Below are 24058 nucleotides of genomic sequence, written 5' to 3' on the forward strand. Positions count from 1 at the left end.
TTATTTATTAGGTAAGTCATATATCGTAATATCGTCCAGATTCATCCGACAAGCCGCGGTAGTACAATCAGGAGTTTCAAGCTTGAAAAACCGAAACCTTACCGGGCCTTCTATGTCGATCGAAATCTCTCGGTGAATCAAGTTTGCCGTATTGGTAAACCCTCCGTTACTGATATCAGTCCAAGTAGCTCCCTGATTTTGTGAGGCTTCTACCCTAAACTGACTAACCCCATCCGATGAACAAGTCCCATGATAAAAAGAAATCTTCGATGCCCCGTTGGGCAGGTCATACAACATCTCAAAAATACACTGCGCCTTCGCAGAGGACCTAATCGCACCGTTACCATTTTTTCGATCGGCAGCATTCCCCCTAGCGGTTATAAACTTATCAAACCTCCACTCTCCCGAGCCTATTACCACATTTGCTGGTGTTGTCTGGTTGGTATGGTTATATTGTGTATCTTCAAAAGTCTCCGGAAATCCAAATGCGTTGTATATCCGGGCACTATGAACCGGAGATATCGGAGAATAATCCGTATAAAACGTATCGATGGCATTCGGGTGGGGAAGGAATACAGTCCGATATTCTATAGAACCTTCTAGAGGCTCTTCATCGATAATAGTTTCCATATCGCCAGCATCCACCCGGATCTGATGTGCTGTTCCATCTTGGCTTTTATATCGGATTTCTGATCGTATGGCATTTTCATTGGATTGCGTATACCAGGAAATAATGACCTCCTCCTCTATTAATGATGCTTGGGAAATTAATCTGTTCGACATGGAACTGATGTATTCATCCCCATACACATAGCCCACCGTATCGACCACAATAGAGGTATTCCCCTCTCTGTCGAAGGTCAAAAACTCAAAGGTGTATGAGCCTTCTTCTATATTGTCGATAATGACGCTCAATGTATCCGTTTCAAAAGCATCTGTCACGGGGACTTCGACAGAATTCCCGCGGTCATTCCAGTATATTTTAAATTTGGATACATCCGTTCGCTTTGCGACCAACCATGCTTTAACGCGGTTATGGCCGGGGCTTATGCCGAGTGTATCCGGTTTTTGGCTATAGCGGATCTCCCCATCCTTTATAAAATCTTTGTATGTAGCATCCATCTTGCTACACGCCGCTACGAGAATCCCTACCAAAGCCACCATCATCCATAAGCCTTTTCGCAATATTTTTGTTTGACTTACCATTTTCTAATTTTCTTAAGTTTCATTACCATATGATATCCCTTAGAGCTGTTCCTGTCCCCAAAATGTAATTTCCCGCATCCAAGCTTGTGCATTGGCCGCATTGCGCGGCGAAGCAAAAGTAGATAGTATATTGATACGTATATATCTGACGGGCGGTACATCCTGCGATATCTCAAATTCAATTCCCGCAGCAGCGGTAGCTCTGTCATCTGCAGACAACTCCCCTTCAGGCAAACCCGACGGTTTAGCCACCGTATATAACCCGATCAATTCCCAACCATCAAAGCTACCCTGCGGATCCGGATCGTTACTGCCCCATAGCTCAAACTCCCGGATATTGCCGGCGCTGTATTCCCGACCATCGTATACACCCCAGAATTTAAAACGACTTAATTTAGATCGCGTGCCTATATCGAAATTATACCTTGCTGGAAAAGATCCCGTGGAACTGATTCCATGTCCGGAAGCCGTGACGTCATTCCACAATCCGGAAAGTGTCCAAGCATTGACTCCGTCGCCCGGTAAAGCAAGCGTCGTAAATTTACTTTTATCTAATTGCGCCTCATAAATAGGTGTAATTTCCCTGATCAGGGTGTCTGAACGGTTTTCCCAACGGTCGTAGATAGACACGCCAAATGTCGTAGGCACTGCATCTACGCCCCGGACGGAATAAGCCCCCGAAGGTAAAGCCGTATAATATTTATCATACTCCACCCATTCCCCATGCGCATCTTTGACCAGGACATTGGTTACCAGATTTGCTTTCGCCGCATTTTCAAAGGTCAGGTAGATCCCGCCAAAACCCTGCACATAATCCAACGTTTCAAAAGCGGTTTGCACCGGCGATGGCAGCGGTGTTATGGTAACGGTTGTCTTTTCCGAACGGTTTCCACTGCGATCTACGACATACAAGTCTACGGTGTACTCGTCTGTCGTCCCAAAACCGACTACGGTCAACGAATTATTGTAATAAGACGATTTTACATTATAGCCTACCCCTGTTCGAATATTATACTCTCCAACCACATACAGAACATCATTATCGTCCGGCAAGGAATAGTTTATCTTAGCCGCTCCCGGAAGACCTTCAAACGAGACGTCGGTCACCGACCCCGGGGCTACGTCGTCTTGCTCCAGGTTATCCCGTAATTCGACCTTATCGCAGGAAGACAGCATAAAAATAACACCACAAAGTAACAAGACTATGTTTTTATGCCGTGTTTTTAAAATTTTCATATTCTTTATCATTTCTAATTAAATATAAAGTCTACCAACCGGGGTTTTGTACCAGATTTTTATTGATGATCAATGAACTTTCCCGCAAAGGCCATAAATAGTTTTTCTTTCTGAATGACTGGCTGAAAAGCAAGACTTGCTGGTAATAGGGTTCTGTTTCAGCCTGCGAAACATCCCACCCCTTAATCTGCTGACTTAGTACTACTTCTGCCCTTCTCCAGCGTAATAGATCCCAATAGCGCGTTCCCTCGAATGCCATTTCGATTAGCCGCTCCTGCCGGATAATCTCCCTAAGCCCTTCTTTTGTTAAGTGTTTGCCTGGTGTTTTTGCAGCGGACAATGTCCAAGATTCTTCTACATCGGGGATTCCGGCTCGTCTACGAACCAGATTGATCCAAAGATAGGCTTCTGGTGTAGGGCCATACGCTTCGTTTAGTGCTTCCGAACAATACAGGTAGAGATCAGATAATCGGATTTCGGGAAAAGGATATTGCTGTACGGAATAAACACCGCTCGTCTGCAAAACACTACGGTAATCAATCAGTTTCTTAGCGTAATAGCCGGTGATAGAGTGCTCGTCTGCCCGTTTTTTACCGGCAAGCTGTCCACTTTTTCCTTCCAGGTGCCAAGCTGCATCCTGATTGTAGTTTCCGTTTCCCCACCATACGCCGCCATCGAATCCCAAGTCCGCATAGAAACGGGGTTCGCGGTAGAAATTCAGCTTTGCCGTTGTATAATAAGGCTTGATGTAGTATTTATCCTCCTCTTCGGCTTCTTGCATCTCGTATCGGTTTGCATAATCCCAAGAGAGGTCTTCATCGATGGGTAACCCATTCTTGGTATAAAACATTTCTGCAATCTTCAGTGGCGGTGCCCATTGCCCTTTAGGCCGTGAGCTTCCATTGGTCATGACAGACGCTGGATCAATAAAAGGCTGCGCATACCTTTGAATCCAATTGACCATACTATTGTTCAATCCCCAGATGATTTCGGTATTCCATTTTTCCGTCACGGCTGCCCGTATGTCCATCTGTGTTTTTAGCTCAGGGCCAAGATTGTAGGTGTTCACCGTCGGATTGAAGTAGTGCAGCTGATTCCCGTTATCGTGGATCATATTGATCGCATCGATACAGGCCTGGGCGGCTTTCTCCCATTTTTCAGGGTCATTGACGGAATTAAAAAGATGCACGCCTCTTTTATCTACAAAATTCGCATAATCCGGATTTCCGTTAAACAAGGGGCTGGCAGCCGTCACCAATATTCTGGCTTTCAGCGCCAAGGCAATGGGTTTTGTGATCCGTCCCATCTCATTCACCTGGTCCACGATGGTTATCGGAAGCGTAACCGTCGCCTCGTCCAGCAGATTGACAACATAATTAAATACATCGTCGACAGGATCCCGAAAAACCTGTGCTTCCTCGGGTGTAGCCGATATAGGCAGATTAACGTCCGTAATGGGAATAGGACCATACATACGAAGCAGAAACCAATGGTAATAAGCCTTTAAAAATTTCACCTCGCCAATCCATCTTTCTTTTTCCGTATCATCCATATCCGGCACCTGCTGGATATTTTCCAGAAAGATATTGCAGTCCCGAATGGCACGCCACATACTTTTTCCACCATTCGCACCATCCCAATAATTCAGATAAGGACCGGTTATGGTCTGGTTCCCACGCGCTACTTCCCACACATTGGGCGGCGCACCGTAAAAGGCCGTCGTATATGGATAGAAAAACCAAACCTCATCACCGCTCAACAATGCGGGGTTATAATTCTGAACCCCCAGATCGGGTAGGTATGAATAGCACGTAAACAAGTACTTCTCCGCCTCGTTGCGCAACGCAAATGCATGTTCGACCGTCGATATATTATCGGGTATCACATCCAGATAATTACAGGAAGAGGCCGTTCCTAATAAGAGTATAATAATATATAGTTTGATTTTTTTCATGATTCAATACTTTTGGACATTAAAGAGAAATTTGGATACCCATGTTAATTACCCGCTGCACGGGATACCCCAAACCGTCTCCTGCCATTTCCACATCCCACATTTTAAAACCGCTCCACACCAATAAGTTTGTGCCGCTCAAATAAAACCTGGCCTTGGTTAGCTTTACCCGATCGGTAATCCGTCGTGGTAATGTATAGCCAATTTCAGCATTTTTGAGACGTAAGAAAGCTCCGTTTCGCATAAACCAGGTACTCGTTTGGTTGGTATTGGGGTGTAAACCCGTGCTTAGACGTGGCCATAAGGCATACGGATTGGGATTATCCTCCGACCAATAATCATCAGCATAGGCCTGCAAAACATGAGTCTTTAGCTGCTCGCCACCATTTTGGCCAACTCTAAATGGAGAAGTAGATTCAATATCTAACCAAAAGGATTCACGTGCCAATCCTTGAAAAAATACGGAAAAGTCGAAGTTTTTATACCCTAAAGATGTTCCAAATCCGTAGACAATCTCTGGTGTTTCGGGATAACCTATCGGTACCTGATCCAATGAGGTAATCCGTCCATCGCCGTTGACGTCGCGGTACTTGATATCTCCTGCTCTTACCGGTTCCCCAAAATCCTGGCTCGGCGAATTATACACTTCCTGGTCATCAATAAACAGACGCTCAGCGATATACCCCCATTTCTGTTTTATGGGGTATCCTACGCGAGACTTCCAGGGCTCGTTATCATACACCGGTTCTTCATAGGCCAGAAAATTACTGGATGCATAGGTAAAGTTAGCTCGTCCCTGTATCCAAAAATCGCTACCTATATTTTGGGAATAGTCTACAGAAAAATCAATCCCCGATCCTTCCGCTTTTCCGACATTGGCCCGAGGTATGGCATCTGCTGCCAGCCCCATCGATGTTGGGATGGAAGAACGTGTCATCAGGATATCGGTTCTCCGCTCTTTCCAGTAATCGACGATGACGTTCATATTATGAAACAGCCCCATATCAAAACCAATATTGGCTTTGTATGATTTCTCCCAGCCGATATCTGCGTTGGCATACCGTTTAACCAACACACCATCTCTTCGATAGAGATTTTCGAGTCCGAATACCGTCCCTCGTCCCGGATTGTTCAGATCAACTTCCGATAGATAAAAAAAACGGTCACTGGCACTGCCTATGGCATCATTACCGATCAGGCCATAACTGCCCCGAAATTTCAGGTTCGTGATGGTTTTGGAAAGCGGCTCCCAAAACTTCTCGTTGGACACCTGCCAGGCCAAACCGGCAGAGGGGAAAAAACCAAAGCGTCTGTCTGCATGGAATCGTTCGGAGCCGTTATAGCCAAAGTTGAACTCTGCAAAATAGCGTTCATCAAAAGAATAGGTCATTCGTCCGGAAAGCCCTAAATTTCGACTTGGTAGTGAGGTTTGTAAGGTATAATCTATATCCGGATCCACGACGCCTTCATTTTGGAATCTGTTCTGCATCAAAAACACGAGCAAACCACTGATGCCATGTTTATTAAATGTCCGATTGTAGGTTGCTGTGCCTTGAATATAGGTTGTTGCAGTAATATCTGGAATACTTTGCGAATAATCTAAATATTCGGTGCCCGAATTTGGGTTCAACGCATCAGTCAAGGTAAACGTATCGGTGAATCTATCGTAGGAACCCACGTCGTAATAAAAAGGATTGTATGATCGCCTTGTCGTGGAATAAGCATAACGCGATACATTGAACATACCTTGTAGCTTGAGTCCTTCTGTGATAAACGATAGATCCTGTTTCAATTCAAATTGCGCCAACATCGTGCTACGGCTGTAATCCCGGTAACCACTGACTAGTCGTGCATAGGGATTCACCATTAAGACATCAGTGGAGTTACCAAAAAGAATGTGGTTGACATACTGATACTGCTCGCTCGCGGGAAAATAGGCGGGAAAAGAAACCGGATCGGTTCGCATCGCCAACCGATAATAATGGGAACCGGATTCCTTTGGCCCTAGATAATCATCAAACGTTCCGTAGAGTCTTACGCCCACTTCGGTAGATTTAGTAAGATTGACATTGACATTCGAACGAAGCTGGTAACTTTTTAAACTGATATTATTATTAAAGTTATTTCGTTTATCCACGTTCATGATCCCATTATCATGATTGTAAGTTGCCGCGATATAGTAACGGGCATTTTTTCCGCCTCCCGTCACGTTCAGGTTTGCTCTCCTGTTCATGGTATGATCCTTAAATAACATATTCAACCAATCGTTATTGGGATAGACATATGGATTTGCGCCAGCTATCGTATTGTCAATTTTAGCGGGCGAATACGGCACATCACCAAGGGGGTTACGGGTCAGCACAGCCTCGTTATTCATTCGCATATAGGTAATGTTATCCACCAAGTCAACCGTACTGGTCGGCGCTGAAATGGAGTTTTCCAGACGGACAGCGATTGATGTTCGTCCTTCCACCCCTTCTTTGGTATTAATTAATATAACACCATTTGCACCCCGCGCGCCGTATAAAGCAGTTGCGGCGGCATCCTTCAATATGGAGAAGTTCGCGATATCATCTACCTGCATACGAGACAAATCACGGCTCGTCATCTCGACCCCATCGATCAAGATCAAGGGATTCTGTTTGTACCCAAAGGTCGTTACACCCCGTATAAAAAAATCAGCGTCATCTGCCCCGGGTTCACCGCTTCGCTGATAAGCGACGACACCTGCCAGACGCCCAGCCAAGGCTGTGGAAAGGTTGCTGGAGGGAACCCGTAGCTCTCCGGGGTTGATCGTGGTGATTGCACCGACTACCTCTTTCTTCTTCTGCGTTCCAAATGCAACGACAACAACATCTTCCAAACCACTGGTCGCATAGTTCAATGCTACATCCACAACAGATTTACCTTTCACGGCAATTTCCTGGCTGTCAAACCCTACCATACTGAAAACCAAGATCGCATCGCTGCTTACTTCCAAAACATAACGCCCGTTTAAGTCGGTTGTCGTTCCTACGCTACTCTTATTTTTCACGGCTACAGAGACTCCGGAAAGTGGTGATCCCAGCGAGTCAACAACTAAACCGTTTACTCTTACTTGCTGTTGAACAACGACGCTTTTCGGTTTTAAAACCGGTTCTTCTTTTTCCTTTACCAGTATATTCTTTTTCACCACCTTATACGTAAAGGGCACATCCTTAAAACATTCCGCTAATACATGGGTAATCATGCTGTGTTCGATATCTACACTGACTCGGGTTTTGTTAATCTTCGGGCTATTGTAAATAAAAACATAATCGGTTTGTTTCATGATGGATTTAAACACATCTTCCAATGATGCGTTTTTTACATGCAGCGCTATTTGCTGGGCATGCACGGTGGCATTTGCCGGCGAAAAGATAACGGCCACCCAAATAAATAAAAAACTGACATGCAACGCATTACAACGGAGACCGTTCACTTTCTGTAATACGGAGTTGAACCACAGTTTTAATTTAACTGTGGAAAATGAATTTAATTTCATTAATTTTGTTATATTAAAAGTTAATACTGAATATGTTCGCAATAATATTCGTAAGCTTTTTACTCTAGAGTCTCTCACACCCATGAGAGACTTTTTGAATTCGTTAGTCGTCTTCTAGAATTTTCGGATAATACTTCTCCATAGATTTATAAATTAATTGATTATTATTGTTTATAGGTTTGAGACGACTATTTTCCATTTCGATTTCTGTTTAGCGTCCTTTATTAATCGATATTTTAGATTAAAATAGTCTAGAATTTCCAGTGCTTCTGCGGCATTTACATTTCGATAGACGCTCCCCCATAAATTGATATCGGGTACACCATCCTCAAACTCAAAATCGAAATTATACCAGCGGGCAAACTCTGCTAACACCTGTTCTACCGGTGTATTTTCGAAATAAAAAAGTCCGTTTTTCCAAGCAACAGCATTTGACAGATCTACTTTTTTAACCGCTAACCTATGCTGTCCATTCAATACTGCTTGCTGTCCAGGCTTCAATATCTGCGAATTCCGTTTTTCGCCGCTGCTATAATCGATCATCACGCTGCCTTCTAAGAGTGTTGTGCTGGTATTTCGGGTATCTTTATAGGCATTAATATTAAAATGCGTGCCCAATACTGTCACAGATTGATTTTCTGTCTGGACGATAAAAGGTGACAGGGTATTTGGAGCCACCTCAAAATAACCCTCTCCGGTTAATTCCACTCGCCTTTCTATTTTGGAAAATACAGGAGGGTATTTTAATGAGGATGCAGCATTGAGCCAAACCTTAGTGCCATCAGGTAATAACACCTGATACTGTCCTCCTTTCGGAGTTGTTATAGTATGATAAGCTCGTTCTACTTCATCCATCGACTGTGCATTGTTGTCGGTAGCATACACCTGATACAACAACTGTCCATCTTCTGTTTTGGTAACCACAACCCCCTGTTGTTCGACAACATTTCCTGTAGGGATATCATTTAACGAGATCATCTCCCCATTTGCTAATCTCAATGTCGCCTTGTTTTCACCCGGCAAAATGTCTTCGCCCAACGTTTGCTGAACCAAATCTGAATCAACCGATTTAGTCCGATCTTTATAAAATAAGAAACCAATAGTCATCGTTACCAATAGTAATGCAGCAACTGTGGTGAACTTCAATACCATACGTTTTGAAAAGAACATTTTCTTTGGTTCTGGCGCAAAAGACGCCGGATTATTGTCGGGCAGAATAGCGCCTAACATCTTTGTCCTCTGAACCGTCGTAAACATTTCTTCATCAAGATCCGGAAATTGGTATGCTTCTTCCAATAAAGACACGATCTCCTCCTCTGGAGCCGTATAAATATACTGCATCAGCTCATCCCTTTCACTCAGGCTTGCTGTTTTATCAATATATTTTGCAAATAGATAGTTAATCCGTTCTTTGTCCATTCTTTATTAGGCAAATGAGCTTCACAATTTATATAAAGACGATAGATTAGGAAAAAGGGGGTAATGGAAAATGAAAAAATTTAGAAATAAATCAAAGCTACAAATAGCAAGCCCAAATTCATATTTTGGATCTGCATCTTCACCTGTTGTTTTAGAAAAGCCAACGCAAGTTTCATATGTTTCTTAACCGTTTCTTTGGAGATACCCATATGGAGAGCAATTTCCTCATATTTCAATTTTTCATAACGGCTTAGATGGTAAACTTTTTGTTGTTGCGGGGGTAATTTGGAAACAGCTTTTTCTATAATTAAGTTGTATTCTTCTAAAGGAGAGACGCTATCCATCGTATAACTTTCCTCTTTCATTTGTTGAAGAACAGCGAGTTGCTGCACACGTTTTTTTGCTATTGCTCGAAGATAATCCACTGTTTTATTCTTCGATAAGATGAAAAGATACGCTTTAAAGCTATCAATCTCGCCTAATATTTCCCTTTTTTCCCATATCTTGATGAACACCTCTTGTACAATTTCTTCTGCTGCTTCTTTGGATTCCGTAATTTTGTAGATATAAGCGCCAAGAAGCTGATAATAGCTATCAAAAATTACCGTAAAAGCTCGTTGATCCCCTGCAGCAAGTTTATTTAAGATCTCTTTCTCGTTATGGATATTCAGTTTCAAGTTCAGCATTTTAATAAGTTCCCGTACCAAACAGGAGTTTACTGTTTATGTTGCAAACATATGTAAAACAAATAAAGACGTTATTATAAAGGTATTATCAAAATATTAAGTTCAGTTCAAATATAGTAAATAATTTCCACTGCCAACCATGGAAATCACTTTTGACGGAATCGGTTCTCGGGAGGAGTTATTTAAAGTTTCTTCCTTTATAAAAAACACCCTCAGCAGTTCCTTCCGAGTTGCTTTCGAGTTCCAAAAGCCAGCTGTTTAGGTTGAAACATCGCTGTACCACAACATGAATCACCCGTTCTTCTATCTGTATCTTCCCAGTCACCATTAACAGCTTAGCTTGCAATATCTCCCGACGGTATTTCTCAAACATTTTGCCCCATAGTACCAGATTGGCAAAACCTGTCTCGTCTTCAATTGTCACGAACAACACTCCTTTGGCGGTACCCGGCCGCTGACGTACAGTAATAAGGCCACATACCTTAACCGGCATCCCGTTTTTGACAAGTGGTAATTTATCGGTAGGCAATACATGCAACAAATCCAGTTTCTTTCTTAAAAAGGATACCGGGTGCGCCTTGATGGAGAGTCCTGTTGTCGCATAATCCTGGACAACATGCTCACTTTCGGTCATAAATGGCAAACAGATTTGTTTTTCTTGTGGATTTGCTAAATTTTGTCCTTTAAACAGGGCAACTTGCCTATCCTGTATCGCGGCGACTTCCCACAATGCTTGTCTGCGATCTAAACCGATAGATCGAAAAGCATCAGCGTCCGCGAGCCTTTCCAAAGTAAAAACAGACAATATGTCGGCCAGCTCATCCACACGTGTATAATACTTATGACGGCATTGGATCAGTTTCTCGATATTTTCTTCTTTCAACCCTTTAACTTGCCGAAAGCCCAATCTTAGCTTATGTGGGCGTATTTTAAACTCCCCTTCCAATGTATTATCCCACAAAGAATGGTTTATATCCACGGGTAGTATCTCCACGCCATGCCTACGTGCATCGATAATGAGTTGGGCCGGTTGGTAAAAACCCATCGGCTGACTGTTTAACAAAGCAGCCGCAAATACATCGGGATGATAACATTTTATCCAACTAGACACATATACCAACAAGGCAAAAGAAGCGGCGTGGCTCTCGGGGAAGCCATAACTACCGAAACCTTCCAATTGTCGGAATACGCGATGGGCAAATTCTTCGGTATAATTGTTTGCTACCATGCCGTCTACCATCTTTTTACGAAATCGGCTCACTTCTCCATTGGATTTAAAGGTCGCCATACTACGTCGCAGCGCATCGGCTTCAGCCGGTGTAAACCCTGCTGCTACAATGGCGATTTCCATCGCCTGTTCCTGAAACAAAGGAACACCTAATGTTCGTTCCAAAATACCTTTAATTTCTTCTGACGGATAATCTATCGCTTCTTCCCCATTCCGTCTCCGCAAGTACGGATGTACCATATCTCCCTGTATAGGTCCAGGCCGTACAATCGCCACTTCGATGACTAAATCATAAAATATTTTAGGTTTCAAACGGGGGAGCATGGACATCTGTGCACGGCTTTCGATCTGGAATACGCCCAAGGTATCCGCCAAACTGATCATATCGTACACTTTTTCATCAGTCGTTCCCATACTCGTCAATGTTAATTCATCGCCATAATGCTTTTTAATCAGGTCAAACCCCTTGCGGATACAGGTCAGCATGCCCAATCCCAACACATCTACTTTTAGAAATCCTAACGCCTCTAAATCATCTTTGTTCCACTCCAGATTGGTGCGTTCTTCCATGCGTGCCGGAATAATAGGACATAGTTCGTGAATTTTGCCTTGCGTGATAACAAAACCTCCTGTATGTTGCCCCAGTTGACGTGGAAACCCAATCAGTTGCTCTGCCAATTCCAATATTTTACGGAAGTGCGGATCTTCAATATAAAAACCATGTTCTTCGAATCTTTCAGGCTCCAGCGTACTATCCCAATGCGAACCAATCGTCCTAGACAACCTACTGAGCGCATCCATGGATAAGCCCATCGCCTTTCCCACATCCCGTAAAGCACCTTTCACGCGTTCTTGGGTTACCGTTGCCACAATAGCTGCCCTATCCCGACCATATTTTTCATAGATGTACTGGATGACTTCCTCCCGACGTTCATGTTCAAAATCGACATCAATATCGGGCGGTTCATCCCTTGCATCCGACATAAACCGAGCAAACAACAACTTTATGTCATTAGGATTAACAGCAGTGATTTCCAGACAGTAACATACAATAGAATTTGCCGCTGAACCACGCCCTTGGCATAAGATACCACGTTCACGGGCAAAGCGCACATAATCATATACGGTCAAGAAATAAGAAGCATAGTTTTTTCGTCGGATGAAATCTAGCTCCATCTGTATGGTAGGTGTATGCTTCTCTAATTCCTCTTCATTAAAAAGTTTTTTTGCTCCCTTCCATACCCATATTTCTAATTCTTCCTGTGGTGTACGTCCCTCGTGGGTAAGCTCTTCCGGATAGACATATTCCAACTCATCTAACGAAAAACGACATGCATCGGCTATTTGGATGGTATGTTCCAGTGTCTCCGAATAGGGTGCGAACAAACGTTCCATCTCTTCTTGTGGTTTTAAATAACGTTCGGCATTGGGATGCAAGCGAAATCCTGCTGTATATATGGTACATTTTTCACGCACACAGGTCAGTATATCCTGCAATTCACGACGCTCCGGAATATGGTAATGTACATTACCTAACGCTACGACGGGAATTTGAAGCTGTTCGGCTAAATCATAGAGACGAAACAGCCGTTTGGTATCGTCGCCTTGATAAGTCCGGGATAGTCCTACGTATACTTGTCCTTTCAAATGCTCCGCATATGCTGTGACTCTTTCTATAAAAGCAATATCCAATTCAAAACCATCCGAAAGTGTGGTTGGTGGAACAATGATAAACAGTAAATCTTCTTTATGTGTGTATACATCCGCTGGATAAAGATGACATTTTCCCTTCTCTGCCCGCAGGTTTCCTGTTGTCAACAAGGTACACAATTTACCATAACCTAATTTGCTTTTTGGATAAGCCAGCAAACTGGCTCCATCCAATAGATCTAATCGACAGCCCAGCACCAGACGAATCCGATGTTTTCGTGCTGCGACGTGGGCACGAACGACACCTGCCAAACTGTTTCTATCCGTAATAGCGATGGCCTCATAGCCTAACATAGCTGCTTGTTCCACTAGCTCTTCGGGATGCGATGCACCTCGGAGAAAACTAAAATTACTGGTTACTTGTAGCTCGATATATCTCATTATCCCTCCTACGCAAAAAATCCATGCAAATACCAATTGGGAGAACGATCTCCCTGATAATGCCCTAAACGAAATAACCAATACCTTCTTCCCTGATTATCCTCTACATAGTAATAATCACGGTGCTCTCCTTGCTCGATCCACCACTCGCGTTCTATTCGCTCCGGGCCATCTGCTTTTTTAATAAGATGCACCTCTCCTTTGTAACGGAATAACATCGGAGGATAATCCGGAATAGGCGCACTTACTTCAATAGGATGAGGTGGATTCAGCAATCTTGTCGGACGAGGACGGTCTGTACGCCATGCTGTAGTTCGTTTCTCCGTCAAGGAAATAGCTAGCCTAATAGAACGTTCTGGCCAATAGTGTTCATCTGGCAAAAACCGATTGATACAGCATGCAGCATCTCTTCCCTTAAACCTGTCCAGCAATTCAGCCAATGCATCATTGTCTAGACTTTCTTCTCCATTCCATAACAATTCTTGGACGGGTATCGCATCCTCTACTTTAAGAGCTTCTAATACAAAAATTTCAATTCCCAAACCGGGTGCTATGGTGGGTATTTTTTGCTTAAATAAACCCAAGAGATGTTTTGCGTGTGCAGAGGCACGGTTTGTTCCAATCTCTATATATCTTACTTTTCCGTCCACACGATAGCAAGATAATTTTGCTTTACGCAGTCCCTTCCCTTCGTTCATCAAGCGTTTACACAGCATAACCAATAGCTTTTCTATCGCTATTTCAATACCTTTTGCCGTCTTGATGGGTTCTAGGCAAGGAACCCGTTCAGCATAAGGGATGACAGGTTTCAATGGGGCAATATATTCTTCTTCCTTTCCCAAGGCTTGCGCCATACGTTTCGTTAAATCTTCTCCAAAACGCCTTTTCAATACTTGTGATGGTATCTGTGTAACGCTAGCTACCGTCCTAAATCCTAACTTTTTCAATCGCTCCAGAAGATTGGATTCTAAACGTAAACAAGCTATTGGCATCGTCGATAGGACTTGATCTTGGGCATTGTCTGGAATAATAGTATCCTGTTGTCCATATCGAGCTATTGCCCAAGCAGCTCCTATAGTCGATGCTATACCTATCCGAACTTCATACGCTTTTTGCCTTATTTGCCGATGTATTTCTTGGAGATAGACTTTCTCGCCTCCCCATAGATGGGCACAGCCTGTTATATCTAAAATTAAGAAATCTCCTGTATCTACACTTACTATGGGCGTGTATCGCATACACCACAACCCGATACCTTGCAATAGCTTCTCTTTTCGTAACGGTTTATCTGGTAATACCTCTAGTCTTGGAATAGCTGCGCGAGCATCGGCCACGACCATGTTTGGCACAACGCCAAGTTGAGCTGCCAACGGGTTGACCGCCGAAACACACATTCTCCCTCGCACGAGCATAGCAAAAACGAAGGGTATATCGGCCAATGAGGGGTTATGTTTCGTATACCAATCTGTCAATAAAAAAGGGAACCATAATACAGCGTATCGTTTTGCCATCATTACCCCACCTTTCTCTTATCCTGATATACGTGATCAGAGGTTAGGGCAAGCCGCTTAGCTTGCAATTGGTTTTGTCTCCATCCCACTTGCCATCGGCTAGGGTTTCCATTTCTGACTTTTAAGAGTTCCACTTCCCATTCGGGAAAACCCACACCAGGTATATTCCCTTGCACATAGCTTGGCAAAGGACGGATATGCCAGCGTGCCGCACAAGTTGTTGCACCGAAAAATCGAGGCTGTAACCGTAATACAAAACCTGTAACCTTACTTCTCTCTACGGCAAGTTGTAATCGTCTGGATTGCACAAAATCAATATCTTGTACTTCTGCAATAACCACACGTATTCCCTCGCATTTTAGCCCTTCCTCTAATGCCCAAAGAATATCCTTTTGCTTTTTCATCTGCACAAAGATGATACGGTCCGGATCTATACCAAACGATTTGATGGAGGGTGCAAACAATTGATCGGAATTGTTTATCCATAAGCATACACCACCCCTCTGCATCAAAAAAGACAACAATCTGCCTATGAAACCACTTGATGCAGCTTCTTCTTCCTTGTTTTCACTTATAAACTCGTGCAGGGTACCTAAAGGAAAAACATGACCCGGAAAAGCGTTTTCTAACGCTCCTAAACCTACTTTATAGTCCTTTTTATCAATTTGTTTAAAGCCTTGCCATTGCAATATCTGTTGTTGCAAATCAGCTATTAACATCGATTTTTCGACAGATGTGCGCATCGCTATCTCCTTTCTCCAAGACAAATATAATACTAATATTTTTAGTATTATAATGAAAGAAAAAATAAGCCTACACTATCTCATCTACGGTGTCTTCGCGAAATGGGGCTTCTTCATCAAATTCGCCCTCCCATTTTGCTACGACAACTGTTGCTAAACAGTTGCCAATAACATTGACTGAAGTACGTGCCATATCCATCAGTTCGTCTATACCTAAAATAGCTGCAATGACAAAAGTCGGTAGCCCAAACTGGTCTGCCGTAGCAATCAGTACAATCAAAGAAGCTCGCGGTACTGCAGCCACTCCTTTGGAGGTAATCATCAACGTGAAGGCAATCAATAATTGTTGTCCAATGGTCAATGGTATACCGGCCGCTTGTGCTACAAAAATAGAGGCAAGGGAAAGATAAAGTGATGTACCATCCAGATTAAAGCTATACCCTGTTGGGATAACAAATGAAACAATCTTACGGGGCACACCGAATTTCTCCATAGCGTTCATGGCTTTAGGCAAAGCAGCATCAGAACTTGTAGTGGCAAAAGCTATGGAAACAGGTTCTTTAACCGCGTTCATAAAACGTTTAACTGGTATCTTTAAAAATAAGGCAATCGGAAGCAGAACTCCTCCTAGGAAGAGCAACAAAGCGAGGTATAGACTTCCGAGCAGCATAAATAGGTTTTTTAGGATATCCACACCGAGGTGCCCCACGGTATATGCCATAGCTGCCCCCACACCAATTGGAGCAAACAGCATGACGATATTAGTAAACTTAAACATGGCCTCCGAGAGACTCTCCGTAAAGTTAACCAATGGTTTCCGCTTCTTTTCCTCTACCAACGCTAGCCCAATACCAAATATCACCCCAAACACCACGATTTGCAATACTTGATTTTCGTAAACTGCTTTAACGATATTTTCGGGGAAAGTATCCCGTATAAATGCGTTAAATTTATATACGCCGTGAGCATTGCTCGATATATGCGACATGGCCGCACTATCGGCCACACTCATCGTAGCGGTTTTAGGAAGTTCTTCGTGTGGCATATTTTCTACATCAACGCCCACCCCTGCCTTTGTAATATTAATGACAATCAAACCAATAAATATAGCGCAGGTAGTTGCCGACACAAAGTACAGCATAGATTTCCACGCCATTCGCCCTACCGATTTTAGATCGGAATGTCCTGCAATACCAAAAACCAGTGTAGCAAACAGGATGGGGCCGACAATGGTTTTCACTAATTTAATAAAGGCTTGTGATAAAGGCTGTAAGGCGCGAGCAAAATTAGGAAAATCTAATCCGATAAATACTCCCAGAACCAAACAAGTCAATATCCATGTGGTTAAGTTTTTACGGACGATTGCATTCAGTACCAAAACGGAGGCTACTATCCACCGTACCCACATCATGAAATCTGGATGGATAGCAAACCAGTTAAGTTCATATATTAAGGTTAGAATGAGCGCAATCGAAACAGTAAAGAGGGTGATAACGGCGACTTGTTTTTTCAACATCTGGGTTTTATTTTTGTTTTGAAAAAAACAAATGTATAAAAAACAAAAGAATATACGGACTGAAACAACAAAAAAGCATCACCCATAGGGCAATGCTTTTAATATTAGTCATAAGCAATTGTTTTGCTTATTCAGCGTGAAGCCATGCTTTCTTCGCTAAAAGTTCTTCCTCGGTCTCTACAACCTCTTCATCTTCCACACAGCAATCCACCGGACACACTGCTGCACATTGCGGTTCATCATGAAAACCTTTACATTCCGTACATTTGTCAGAAACGATATAATACACCTCATTGGAAATAGCTTCTTGGGATTCATTAGCATCCAATGTGACTCCATCTCCAAAATCAATCACACCGTCCAAGGCAGTTCCCTCCGAAAATTTCCAAGTTACACCTGCATCATATATAGCGTTGTTCGGGCATTCGGGTTCGCATGCTCCGCAATTTATACACTCATCTGTAATTTTAATTGCCATTTATCACCTCACAATTATAATAAATAAACTAATTTTGTCTCGTCCTAAAATAATACTACAAAGTTAGTAGTTATTTCTTAAGACACGCAAAGATACTTCAAAAAAAAATCAGAACGATTCTAAATTAAAAGATTTTGACACAGAAACAACGAATAGATGCCTTTGTAACGCTGGGTAAATTACTTGCTTCCGATCAAGAAAAGACAGAGAGGATTCTACAGCAAGCATCCATTAAAAATCCGTGGTACACCATGGAGAATACAAAAAAGCAATTCCAGGCGTTGTCTTCCAATTTGACATCCGAAAAGCTTATGCGATGGGTAGCCCTCTATCCGGCAATACAAAATGATCAAATTGTCGGACTTATATTAGCGGGAAATATTCCTTTAGCAGGTTTCCATGATATATTATGTGTACTTATCGCAGGCTTTAACGCACAGATTAAATTATCATCTGACGATGCCGGGTTGACTACCTTTGTGCTTCATGAACTTATCGAAATAGAACCTGCATTCGCCAAGAAAATCCAAATCGTAGATCGATTACAACAATATGATTTGATTATTGCTACCGGCAGCAATAACAGCTCCCGCTACTTTGATTATTACTTTGGAAGGAAACCTCACATTATCCGTAAAAATCGAAATTCCATGGCCATCCTTACCGGCACAGAATCTCCCGAGCAATTAAAAGCTTTAGGATTTGATATTTTCGACTATTTTGGACTCGGGTGTCGTTCTGTTTCCAAATTATATATTCCTCGTCATTACAACTTCAATGCATTTTTTGAAGCTATCGAAGACTTTAACGTCGTTAAAGAACATTATAAATATGTCAACAATTACGACTATAACAAATCCATCTATTTAATTAATGGCGATAAACATCTTGACAATGGTTTTATGTTGCTTAAAGAAGATATGAGATTTGCGTCTCCGTTAGCTACGGTGTTTTACGAAGAGTATGATCAAATTCATGAAATTGCAGATCAATTGGAAGCACAAGCAGATAAAATACAATGTATCGTTACCGAAACCACAATAGAAACAAGCATTCCGACGTTTTCTTTAGGAAACAGTCAATGTCCTTCTTTAACAGACTATGCTGACGGGGTGGATGTTTTGGAATTTCTTTTTCGGCACAATAAATAATTTAAGCTTCCAATGGTTTGAAAATCTTGGAGAGTTTAACGTTGAATCGAAGCATTTGTGTTAAATAAAAAATGATAACTTTGTTATGATGTATGTTATTAAAGTTAAAGGTGTCGCCAAAATTCCCGATTATGTCCAACTACGGGACGAGGCTTTTACCTTACTAGCATATTTCCGAGTAGATAGACCAGACAAATCCCTGGAAAAAATAGGGTTAGGTGATAAAACCGACTATATTATGCAGATTGTAGCGGAAATGCCTTTCGGCCAAATAAAAAAAATTGATGTATAAAACAGTATGACAACAGCGAACAACACAGTTATTAAATTAAAAAACGTAGATATATACCAACAAAAGCATTTGGTGCTTTCCCATGTCAATCTCGATATTAACCAAGGGGAATTCATCTATTTGATTGGACAATCGGGAACCGGAAAAAGTAGTTTGTTGAAAATAATATATGGCGACCTCTACATCGCCAGCGGCGAGGGAATGGTAGCAGGTTTCGATCTGAAAAAGCTTCATGAAAACGATGTGCCTTATCTTCGTCGAAAATTGGGCATTGTCTTTCAGGATTTCCATTTGTTAAATGACAGAACGGTAGAGAAGAACCTCGAATTTGCCTTGAAAGCTACCGGATGGACAGACAGAGGATTGATAGAAAGCCGTATGTTGGACGTACTGGAAAAAGTAGGTTTGCGATCAAAATTGCGTAAGATGCCCCACGAATTGTCTGGCGGTGAGCAACAACGTGTCGTCATTGCCCGAGCATTGTTGAATAATCCGGAAATTATCCTTGCCGATGAACCGACGGGAAATCTTGATCCCGCTACTTCCGAAGAAATCGTGCTTTTGTTGAGGGATATTGCTGCGTCCGGTACAGCTGTATTGATGGCCACTCACGATTACCAGATTATCAAAAATATGCCTGCACGCATTATTAAAACGGCGGACACTGCGTTATATGATGACGCAACGATATAATCGAGGCACTGACAGAACATCAAAAAACCGACATTTTGGTAGTTTATTTTAAGATAGACTGACAGGGTGTCGGTTTTATTTGTGTTGGCAATATTATTGAGTGCCAACAAAGGATATTAATGTAGGCTATAATATTAGATATGATGAACGAACAGGAAAACAATATTCAAGACGAAAATTTAGCGTCTGTTGACCCAACTTCGGAAGAAAGCACAGACCAATCTGAAGAAACAATTGAAGAGCGTTTACAACAAGAATTAGCAAATGCGAACGACAAATATGCGCGTCTGTTTGCTGAATTCGACAATTATAAAAAAAGAACGTCCAAAGAACGAGTAGAACTTATACAGTCTGCAAGCAAAGACGTTTTAGCTAAACTTTTACCTATTCTAGACGATTTCGACCGTGCACTAGATGCTATGCAAACAGCACAAGATATAGAGTCGGTAAAACAGGGCATTGATTTGGTAAATCAAAAATTTAAAAGAACGTTGGCAAATGAGGGATTAAAAGAAATGGAAAATCTTATCGGTCAGCCTTTTGATGCTGAGTATCAAGAAGCAATCACTGCCATCCCTGCACCGTCAGAAGAATTGAAAAATAAAGTTATAGATGTAGTGGAAAAAGGTTACTTTCTCAACGATAAAGTAATTCGTTTTGCGAAGGTGGTAATAGGTCAATAAGAAGATGGCTAAGAGAGATTATTACGATATATTAGGGGTTTCGAAGTCTGCGGATACGTCCGAAATTAAGTCTGCATATCGCAAACTGGCAATAAAGTATCACCCCGATAAAAACCCAGACGACAAAGAAGCAGAAGAGAAATTTAAAGAAGCAGCGGAAGCGTATGAGGTATTAAGCAACCCAGAGAAACGACAACGGTATGATCAGTTTGGTCATGCTGGAAATTCGGCTTCCGGTTTTGGCGGTGGCGGCATGAATATGGAAGATATATTCAGTCAGTTTGGTGATATTTTTGGTGGTGGACATCCCTTCGAGAGCTTTTTCGGTGGAGGTGGCCGCAGTGGAGGTGGCAGACGCGTGCAACGGGGTACCAATCTTCGTATCAAAGTAAAACTGACTTTAGACGAAATTGCCAAAGGTGTAGAGAAGAAAGTTAAAGTAAACAAACAGGTACAATGCCATACTTGTGGTGGCACTGGAGCAAAAGATAAATCGTCTTACCATACGTGTAAGACCTGTGGCGGTGCGGGATCCGTAAGGCGGGTAACCAATACCATTTTAGGACAAATGCAAACAACAAGCACCTGTCCTACTTGTAATGGTGAAGGCGTTGAAATCACATCCAAATGTACCACTTGTCGTGGTGAAGGGTTAGAAAGAGGAGAAGAAACAATTGCTATCAATATCCCTGCAGGTGTAAGTGAGGGCATGCAACTATCTATGAGTGGAAAAGGAAATGCCGCGCCAAGAGGTGGTATTCCCGGAGACTTAATCATCCTCATTGAAGAGATACCACACGAAACATTGAAACGAGACGGCATCAATGTCATCTACGATTTATATATCAATTTTGCAGATGCCGCTCTCGGTACCAGCGTTGAAATCCCAACTATTGACGGAAAAGCAAAAATAAAAATTGACCCAGGAACACAAGGCGGAAAAATCCTACGTTTAAAAGGAAAAGGTGTGCCGGAAGTAAATTCTTATCACAAAGGAGATCAGCTGGTATATGTTAACGTATGGACGCCTAAAGCGGTATCACCAGAAGAGCGTTCTGTTTTGGAAAAATTAAAGGCTTCGGCAAACTTTAAACCTCAACCAGGTAAAAGCGAAAAATCATTCTTCGAACGCATTAAAGAATATTTTGAATAAATAAGTTTTCATTTTATTGATAAAACCTCGGGAGGAATTCCGAGGTTTTTCTTTATATAATAATACAAAATCGAAATAGGGTTGTTAAGAACTGGAACAAAAACGTGCGCCGATTGTTCAAAATACAAAGTATTATCTATGATAACAACCCAAAAGCAGAAGCAAGAGTCGGAAGCATTCTATCGAGATTCGCTCCAATTACTACTTAACAGTGAATGCGAATTTATGTTAGGTGGAGCTTTTGCTATGTTCCACTACACGGGGATATTCCGAGATACTAAAGATTTAGATATCTTTTGCAAGAGTAGCGAATACCCCAAAATATTGAAATATTTTGCTGCTCAAGGTTACGAAACCCAATTAACCGATGCCCGCTGGCTTGCAAAAGTTTTTCATGGAGAATATTTCATCGATATTATTTTTGATACCGTTAATAATATTTGTACCGTAGATGATTCCTGGCACCAACGAGCATCTAAGGGTACATTTGCTGGTATCCCTGTGCAATTTATACCGGTGGAGGAACTTATTTGGTGTAAAATATATGTGCAAAACCGAGAACGGAACGATAATGCTGACATCAACCATATCCTTTTAAAATACGGTAAAAACGTAAATTGGGAATTATTACTACAACGCTTAAGCCCACACTGGCACTTGTTATTGGCGCAGATTCTAACCTTCCAATTTGTCTACCCCGCCGATTATCGAGACATCATCCCTAAGTGGCTTTTCGATGAACTTATGGCTCGCGCAGCTGAGCAATATGATCTCCCGTCTCCATTAGAAAAGGTATGTCGAGGTCCTTTAATTGATCAGACCCAGTACGAAGTCGATATAAAAGAGTGGGATTACAAGTCTTATACAATAACAACAATTTAATAGCATGACTAGGAAAAAGAAAACGAAAATTGCCGCCATGGCTGATATTCACACCAAAATAACCGACCAGGGCAGTTTGCGCTCGACCTTTGAACAAGTGTCTGAAGACGCCGATGTATTGGTTATTTGTGGTGATTTGACAGATACGGGAGATGAGGACGAAGCAAAGATTCTAGGCGAACAATTGGATATCTTAAAAATTCCTGTAATCGGTGTTTTAGGAAACCATGATTATGAAAAGGGACGACAAAAGATTATTAAACAAATTTTTTCGGAACATAATATGATTATTTTAGATGGCGAATCCACGGTCGTCGAGAACGTGGGCTTTGCCGGTGTAAAAGGATTTGGTGGAGGGTTTGATCAATATATGCTTTCCATATTTGGGGAAGAGATGATGAAGCAATATGTACATGAGGTTGTTAACGAATCGTTGCAATTAGATCGTGCTCTTACACGGCTGGAACAAGAGTGTCCGGAGTTGCCAAAAGTAGCGCTTTTACATTATGCTCCTATTAAAGAGACAATTGAGGGTGAACCGGAACAGTTATTTCCATTTTTAGGATCCTCCCATCTTGTAGAGCCCCTTATCCGGCGTCAAGTTTCTGCAGCTTTTCACGGGCATGCGCACGCGGGCAAACTCCAAGGTGCCACCACAACCAAAATACCTGTATACAACGTTGCCCTCCCGGTGTTAAGGAAAGAATATTCGAATGCTTCTTATTTCCTCGTTGATGTATAGGCGATCGTGCACACACAATTCTGCCATTCTAGCACTGCCAATTTAACTCCCCTTCTGCCAAATTGCCTATTTTAATTAGCTCCTATAAATCTACATGCTTTTCTTATCCAAAACTTAATGATTAATTTAATTTAAAAACCGTATAAACCAACCATTTACTCAAACAAACAATATAATGACAATTATAGCGTTACGATGGCACAAGTATTGAATAAACTGAACTAAATTGACAAAAAGTCAAACTAAAAGAACAAATTAAATTAAAGTAACATGAAAAAGTTTTACTTAACATTAGCAGCCGTAGCGGCGTTAACATTTGCTTCACAAGCACAAACTGAAAAAGGTAAATTTGTTGTGGGTGGAGGATTAGGATTCGATACTGAATCAGTAAAAGACACCGATGTGAAGTATAATTCGTTTAACATTATGCCGTCTGCAGGTTATTTCGTATCCGACAACATTGCTGTAGGAGTCGGTTTAGGTTATCAATGGAACAAAAGTGAATACGATGCAGAAGCGAGTATAACAGAACAAGCAAAAAGTTCTTTTACTGTTGCTCCTTTTGGTAGATGGTATTCAGCTAATGGTCCGGTGAGATTCTTCGGACAGCTTTCGGTTCCAATGTCTTGGGGGAATCAAAAAGTCAATGATGAAAAAACTGCCGATATTAGTAACTACGGTGTAGAATTGGCTCCAGGTATCGCGTATTTCCCTACATCAAAAATTGGATTAGAATTTAAAGTGAGAGGTTTGTATTACAATGCTCGTACGAGCGATCCTGTAGGCGACGCTCCTAAAACCACCGTCAACACTTTTGGTTTAAACGCCAATTCACTGGCTCCAACAGTAGGTGTACAGTTTTATTTCTAAT

19 protein-coding genes are annotated in these 24058 nt (G+C 42.0%); 8 read left to right on the plus strand and 11 right to left on the minus strand.

Annotated elements, in window-relative coordinates:
* The 11 genes from FXV77_RS08125 to FXV77_RS08175 form a co-directional block, all read right to left on the minus strand.
* Positions 1-1206, minus strand: a complete 1206-nt coding sequence (locus tag FXV77_RS08125; RefSeq protein WP_148918729.1) for a DUF4998 domain-containing protein — start codon at positions 1204-1206, stop codon at positions 1-3.
* Positions 1207-1245: 39 nt separating this feature from the next.
* Positions 1246-2442 carry a DUF5000 domain-containing lipoprotein gene (locus tag FXV77_RS08130; protein ID WP_187444066.1) on the minus strand — a complete coding sequence of 399 codons (1197 nt, stop codon included), beginning with the start codon at positions 2440-2442 and terminating at the stop codon, positions 1246-1248.
* A 31-nt stretch (positions 2443-2473) separates the two neighbouring features.
* Complete coding sequence (locus tag FXV77_RS08135; protein WP_148918731.1) at positions 2474-4396, minus strand: RagB/SusD family nutrient uptake outer membrane protein; 1923 nt, start codon at positions 4394-4396, stop codon at positions 2474-2476.
* A gap of 19 nt (positions 4397-4415) precedes the next feature.
* Positions 4416-7919 carry a SusC/RagA family TonB-linked outer membrane protein gene (locus tag FXV77_RS08140; protein ID WP_187444067.1) on the minus strand — a complete coding sequence of 1168 codons (3504 nt, stop codon included), beginning with the start codon at positions 7917-7919 and terminating at the stop codon, positions 4416-4418.
* A gap of 171 nt (positions 7920-8090) precedes the next feature.
* Positions 8091-9338, minus strand: a complete 1248-nt coding sequence (locus FXV77_RS08145) for a FecR family protein (RefSeq protein WP_148918733.1) — start codon at positions 9336-9338, stop codon at positions 8091-8093.
* Between the two features lie 80 nt (positions 9339-9418).
* Complete coding sequence (locus FXV77_RS08150) at positions 9419-10024, minus strand: RNA polymerase sigma-70 factor (protein ID WP_148918734.1); 606 nt, start codon at positions 10022-10024, stop codon at positions 9419-9421.
* 178 nt (positions 10025-10202) lie between these two features.
* Complete coding sequence (locus tag FXV77_RS08155; protein WP_148918735.1) at positions 10203-13343, minus strand: error-prone DNA polymerase; 3141 nt, start codon at positions 13341-13343, stop codon at positions 10203-10205.
* A gap of 8 nt (positions 13344-13351) precedes the next feature.
* On the minus strand, positions 13352-14857 hold the full coding sequence (locus FXV77_RS08160; RefSeq protein WP_317132142.1) for a Y-family DNA polymerase: 1506 nt from the start codon (positions 14855-14857) through the stop codon (positions 13352-13354).
* Entirely contained in the window at positions 14857-15621 is a 765-nt protein-coding gene (locus tag FXV77_RS08165; RefSeq protein ID WP_222867746.1) for an ImuA family protein, read from the minus strand. The genes FXV77_RS08160 and FXV77_RS08165 overlap by 1 nt, the downstream gene beginning before the upstream one ends.
* Before the next feature lie 46 nt (positions 15622-15667).
* Positions 15668-17113: a dicarboxylate/amino acid:cation symporter gene (locus tag FXV77_RS08170; protein WP_148918736.1), complete on the minus strand. Its 1446-nt coding sequence runs from the start codon at positions 17111-17113 to the stop codon at positions 15668-15670.
* Positions 17114-17240: 127 nt separating this feature from the next.
* Positions 17241-17591: a 4Fe-4S dicluster domain-containing protein gene (locus tag FXV77_RS08175; RefSeq protein ID WP_148918737.1), complete on the minus strand. Its 351-nt coding sequence runs from the start codon at positions 17589-17591 to the stop codon at positions 17241-17243.
* A 134-nt stretch (positions 17592-17725) separates the two neighbouring features.
* Here FXV77_RS08175 and FXV77_RS08180 point away from each other — a divergent pair, with 134 nt between their 5' ends.
* The 8 genes from FXV77_RS08180 to FXV77_RS08215 all read left to right on the plus strand — a co-directional run bounded on the left by FXV77_RS08180 (position 17726) and on the right by FXV77_RS08215 (position 24057).
* Positions 17726-18742 carry an acyl-CoA reductase gene (locus FXV77_RS08180; protein WP_148918738.1) on the plus strand — a complete coding sequence of 339 codons (1017 nt, stop codon included), beginning with the start codon at positions 17726-17728 and terminating at the stop codon, positions 18740-18742.
* A gap of 88 nt (positions 18743-18830) precedes the next feature.
* Entirely contained in the window at positions 18831-19034 is a 204-nt protein-coding gene (locus FXV77_RS08185; protein ID WP_130141123.1) for a fructose-6-phosphate aldolase, read from the plus strand.
* A gap of 6 nt (positions 19035-19040) precedes the next feature.
* Positions 19041-19727, plus strand: coding sequence for a cell division ATP-binding protein FtsE (locus tag FXV77_RS08190; RefSeq protein WP_148918739.1), 687 nt, complete (start codon positions 19041-19043; stop codon positions 19725-19727).
* A 140-nt stretch (positions 19728-19867) separates the two neighbouring features.
* Complete coding sequence (locus FXV77_RS08195) at positions 19868-20410, plus strand: nucleotide exchange factor GrpE (RefSeq protein WP_394344138.1); 543 nt, start codon at positions 19868-19870, stop codon at positions 20408-20410.
* A gap of 4 nt (positions 20411-20414) precedes the next feature.
* Positions 20415-21563 carry a molecular chaperone DnaJ gene (dnaJ, locus tag FXV77_RS08200; protein WP_148918740.1) on the plus strand — a complete coding sequence of 383 codons (1149 nt, stop codon included), beginning with the start codon at positions 20415-20417 and terminating at the stop codon, positions 21561-21563.
* A 138-nt stretch (positions 21564-21701) separates the two neighbouring features.
* Positions 21702-22445 (plus strand): nucleotidyltransferase, encoded by a 744-nt coding sequence (locus FXV77_RS08205; protein ID WP_148918741.1) that lies wholly within the window; start codon positions 21702-21704, stop codon positions 22443-22445.
* A gap of 4 nt (positions 22446-22449) precedes the next feature.
* A complete protein-coding gene (locus FXV77_RS08210; protein ID WP_148918742.1) occupies positions 22450-23187 on the plus strand; it encodes a metallophosphoesterase family protein in 738 nt (245 codons plus the stop codon).
* Between the two features lie 270 nt (positions 23188-23457).
* Entirely contained in the window at positions 23458-24057 is a 600-nt protein-coding gene (locus FXV77_RS08215) for an outer membrane beta-barrel protein (RefSeq protein ID WP_148918743.1), read from the plus strand.
* Position 24058: the final 1 nt, after the last annotated feature.

The sequence above is a fragment of the Sphingobacterium phlebotomi genome (assembly GCF_008180195.1).
Taxonomy (GTDB): Bacteria; Bacteroidota; Bacteroidia; order Sphingobacteriales; family Sphingobacteriaceae; genus Sphingobacterium; species Sphingobacterium phlebotomi.